Annotated in this window: 2 protein-coding genes; both read left to right on the top strand. The window is 58.4% G+C overall.

Annotated elements, in window-relative coordinates; translation table 11 throughout:
* Window positions 1-1,749: 1,749 nt before the first annotated feature.
* A complete protein-coding gene (locus IFO71_RS21315) occupies window positions 1,750-2,106 on the top strand; it encodes a hypothetical protein (protein WP_192031709.1) in 357 nt (118 codons plus the stop codon).
* 113 nt (window positions 2,107-2,219) lie between these two features.
* Entirely contained in the window at window positions 2,220-2,606 is a 387-nt protein-coding gene (locus IFO71_RS21310; protein ID WP_192031708.1) for a hypothetical protein, read from the top strand.
* The last annotated feature ends 1,161 nt before the right edge of the window (window positions 2,607-3,767 follow it).

The following is a 3,767-nucleotide window of genomic DNA, read 5'->3' as shown; positions in this document are numbered from 1 at the left end:
CTCAAGAGATGCGCCCCATGTTTCCGCGCATTGAATCTAACTACGTATTCGAGCTGACCGTTGGGAGAGGTGATGGTGTTTACTGTTAGTCTGCCGGCCAACGGCAGCTCAATACGGCGTTAGAGCGCACGGTGGAGAGTCTTTCGGTGGATTCACAAGAGCAAGATCATCGCAGTGGCGCCGAGAAGGGCAGCCTGTGCGTACTGTGCGATCTCATCGCAGGCCCTTTCCTGGCGCTATGGTTCTGGTCCTCTAGCCTCAAGGATCTACCAGTTCGCTCAAGGCGCACAAATTGGGTTCTCGTTGTGGGGTTCTGGTCTACGGCGGCCGCAGCGGTGTACATTCTCGTTGGGTAGGCGCCCTGTCGTTCGCGCCTGCGTTCTAACTACGTATTCGAGCTGACCGTTGGGAGAGGTGATCGTGTTTACTGTTAATCTGTCGGCCAACGGCAGCTCAATACGGCGTTAGTCAACTGGGGTTTTGAACTGAGGCAGCCCCTTCAAGAGCGCTTGCTGCGGTGGCTTCAAAGCAGATCAATCTTCCAGCCAACAAGCGCGAGCTGTGGCCTCGGCCAAGCCCCAAGCGTCTCGCATTTTCATGCCCGGCTCTTTCCAGCTCTGGGCACGCACTAGCCCAATCCCCGCGAGGGCAATTCCAAATCTCTCGCAGGGCGCACAATTGGCTTCCTCGCACGTATACTTCAGTCTTTCACGGCGGGCCTATCCACAAATCTGTCTATGTACAAGCATCGCCCGTTGTCTAACTACGTATTCGAGCTGACCGCGGGGAGAGGCTACCGTGTTTACTGATCAACTGTCGCGCCGCGGCAGCTCAATACGGCGTTAGGCAACAGGGGCTCAGTGCCGAGGCATGATGTTCAAGGTTCGCTCCAGCGTTCTTGTCTTCGTCGAGTTGCGGCGTCACTCGTCCTCCCGAGATCGGAGCCGGCGAGAAAATCTGGGGCGTGACATCGCACCTTGTCAGGTTCCCGCAGTCTGGCCGCGCAGCTTCGCTCCGCTGGCTCAGCCTCTCGCTGCGTCCCGCTTCGCGGCACGCCCGATCGCTCCGCCCTTCCTGTGCCCCATGCTTCTCTTCCGGCAGGTTACACTTGCGGCCAACTCCGCTCCCGTAGACCCCGGGACCCGGAATCGCGGGTTGGTCGAATCGCTCCGCTGCTCGTTGGCGGGTCGTCCTGTTCCCTAACTACGTATTTGAGCTGACCGCGGGGAGAGGTCGTGATGTTTCCTGAAGTGTTATCGTGCCGCGGCACCTCAATACGGCGTTAGGCAACAGGGGCTCAGTACCGAGGCATGAGGTTCAAGGTTCGCTCCAGGGTTCTTGTCTTCGTCGAGTTGCGGCGTCACTCGTCCTCCCGAGATCGGAGCCGGCGAGCAAATCTGGGGCGTGACATCGCGCTTTGTCAGGCTCCCGCAGTCTGGCCGCGCAGCTTCGCTCCGCTGGCCCAGCCTCTCGCTGCGTCCCGCTTCGCGGCACGCCCGATCGCTCCGCCCTTCCTGTGCCCCATGCTTCTCTTCCGGCAGGTTACACTTGCGGCCAACTCCGCTCCCGTAGACCCCGGGACCCGGAGTCGCGGGTTGGTCGACTCGCTCCGCTACTCGTTGGCGGGTCGTCCTGTTCCCTAACTACGTATTCGAGCTGACCGCGGGGAGAGGTCGTGATGTTTCCTGAAGTGTTATCGTGCCGCGGCACCTCAATACGGCGTTAGATCGGCGAAGGGAGACGTAGTCGGTGTCCAAAGTACTGGCGCTCTCCGTCGCGCTGCTTGGCGTAACTGGTATGGTTGCCGCAGCCCTTGTGGAGCACAGCATCGCCTACGGTGTTGCTGCAATCTTTGCTCTCTCGGTCTTCGCGCTTCCGCCTGGTCGCTCCACTACCAGCATGGCCGCCTTTAGGTTTCGCGCCTCGGCTACAATCGGTGTTCTGGTGGCAGTGTGCTGCCTAGGAGCAGCCTCGCTCGGTTTCTCCGCTGGGTTCGTCACCCCAGCTCGCTGGCTTCTGATCTTGTCGTTATGTGTCATTCTGCTGGAGGGCTTGATTCCCGTCTGGGGAGAAATGGCTAGATCAAGTGATCCCAGGCAAGACTGAACCCGAAGGCCGCCGTCTAACTACGTATTCGAGCTGACCGTTGGGAGAAGTGATGGTGTTTTCTGATAGTCTTCCGGCCAACGGCAGCTCAATACGGCGTTAGAAGGCTTCCTATGGCCTTTCGCAAGGTTCAGTGTGGCTCGTTCCGTGTCCATGCCGCCTATTTGACGGTCATTGCTTCTTTGGTCGCCGCGCTTGGCTTTGTTGTCTACAACAGCATCGATCTAGCGGTTTCACTTGCTTACAGAGATCAAGAGCTTTACGAGCACCGGTCGTTGAACAAGCAGCTTCTGCAGGCATTGCCGAGCATTGCGGAGCAGGTTCCGCGAGAGACCATTGTTGCGGCTTTTAGTGAGGTGTCGTCCGAGAGTCCCTATACTAAGGAGGGCTGCGAGTGGGTCGGCTGGGTTGCCCTAAAGTTCAGTCCGGAGGGTAAGCTCGAGCACATTACCCCCACCTGGTCATACGGCGGCACTAGCAATCCTTGCTTTCCAGAGTAGAGGCTGAGCTCCCGCGGCACCGCCTTCTAACTACGTATTCGAGCTGACCGTTGGGAGACGTCATGGTGCTTTCTGATAGTCTGGCGGCCAACGGCAGCTCAATACGGCGTTAGAATGCAGCCATGAAGCGTAGTCTTTTGGTTTGGGGCCATCTTTTTGCGTTGGCCCTGTGCACTACAGCGATTGTTCATGGTGCAATCAGATTCTTGGAGTCGAGTGAACACCTTGCCTTGGTGAGCGAGGTTGCTAGCCCTTCAGATGCCGCTCCACCACGCAGAACGCCGGCACCCGGCAGTGCCGAGAGTTACCTAGTCGCTTGCCTGGCTCGTCTCAAGGAGCAAACTACTTTCCAAGCGGAGTCTGTCAAGGCTCTGGTCGAGGTCCAACGCACAACCTCGGCGGTGGAGATGTCCGCTGGCGCGTTCTTTGGGCTACTATCACTTGTCTCCATTCTCGGAGGCAGGCGCTCTTCTGTGCCGCGTGGTGCGTTCTAACTACGTATTTGAGCTGACCGCGGGGAGGTGTCGTGGTGTTTTCTGAAATGGTGTCGTGCCGCGGCACCTCAATACGGCGTTAGGTCACAGCGTAATGAACTGTCCGAAATGTCAGTCGCAAATCCCCTTCGCCCAGTCGCTTCGGCTTCCGGTGCTCTCAGCCGCATGTCCGAACTGCAGCTCACGCATTGAGGTCCATGGTGCCGTCTACCTCGCGCTCGCTGGGCTCCTCTGTTTCGCCGGTCCTTTTCGAGCGTGGAAATACATCCCTGGCCTAGCTAATCTGAGCAGCAGCCTCGGGTTCGCGATCTTGGTGGCCTTGTTCTTGTCGCTGGGCTGGCTTGCCTCGTTGGCCGGTGCCGTACAGATTTCCCGCCGCCCTCGGTTCACAATCGCATCTGCCAAGCTCTTCATGCTCTTGTTGGGCGCGGTTGGAATTTTGCTCTTGGCCATCGCACTCCTCGGCCGTGTAACCTAACTACGTATTCGAGCTGACCGTTGGGAGAGGTTATGGTGTTTTCTGATAGTCTGCCGGCCAACGGCAGCTCAATACGGCGTTAGTCAACTGGGGTTTTGAACTGAGGCAGCCCCTTCAAGAGCGCTTGCTGCGGCGGCTTCAAAGCAGATCAATCTTCCAGCCAACAAGCGCGAACTTTGGCCTCGGCCA

It is taken from the genome of Pseudomarimonas arenosa, assembly GCF_014841215.1.
Classification (GTDB): Bacteria; Pseudomonadota; Gammaproteobacteria; order Xanthomonadales; family Xanthomonadaceae; genus Pseudomarimonas; species Pseudomarimonas arenosa.
The sequence above is the reverse complement of the archived record's forward strand: the minus strand, read 5'-3'. Positions and strand labels throughout refer to the sequence as shown.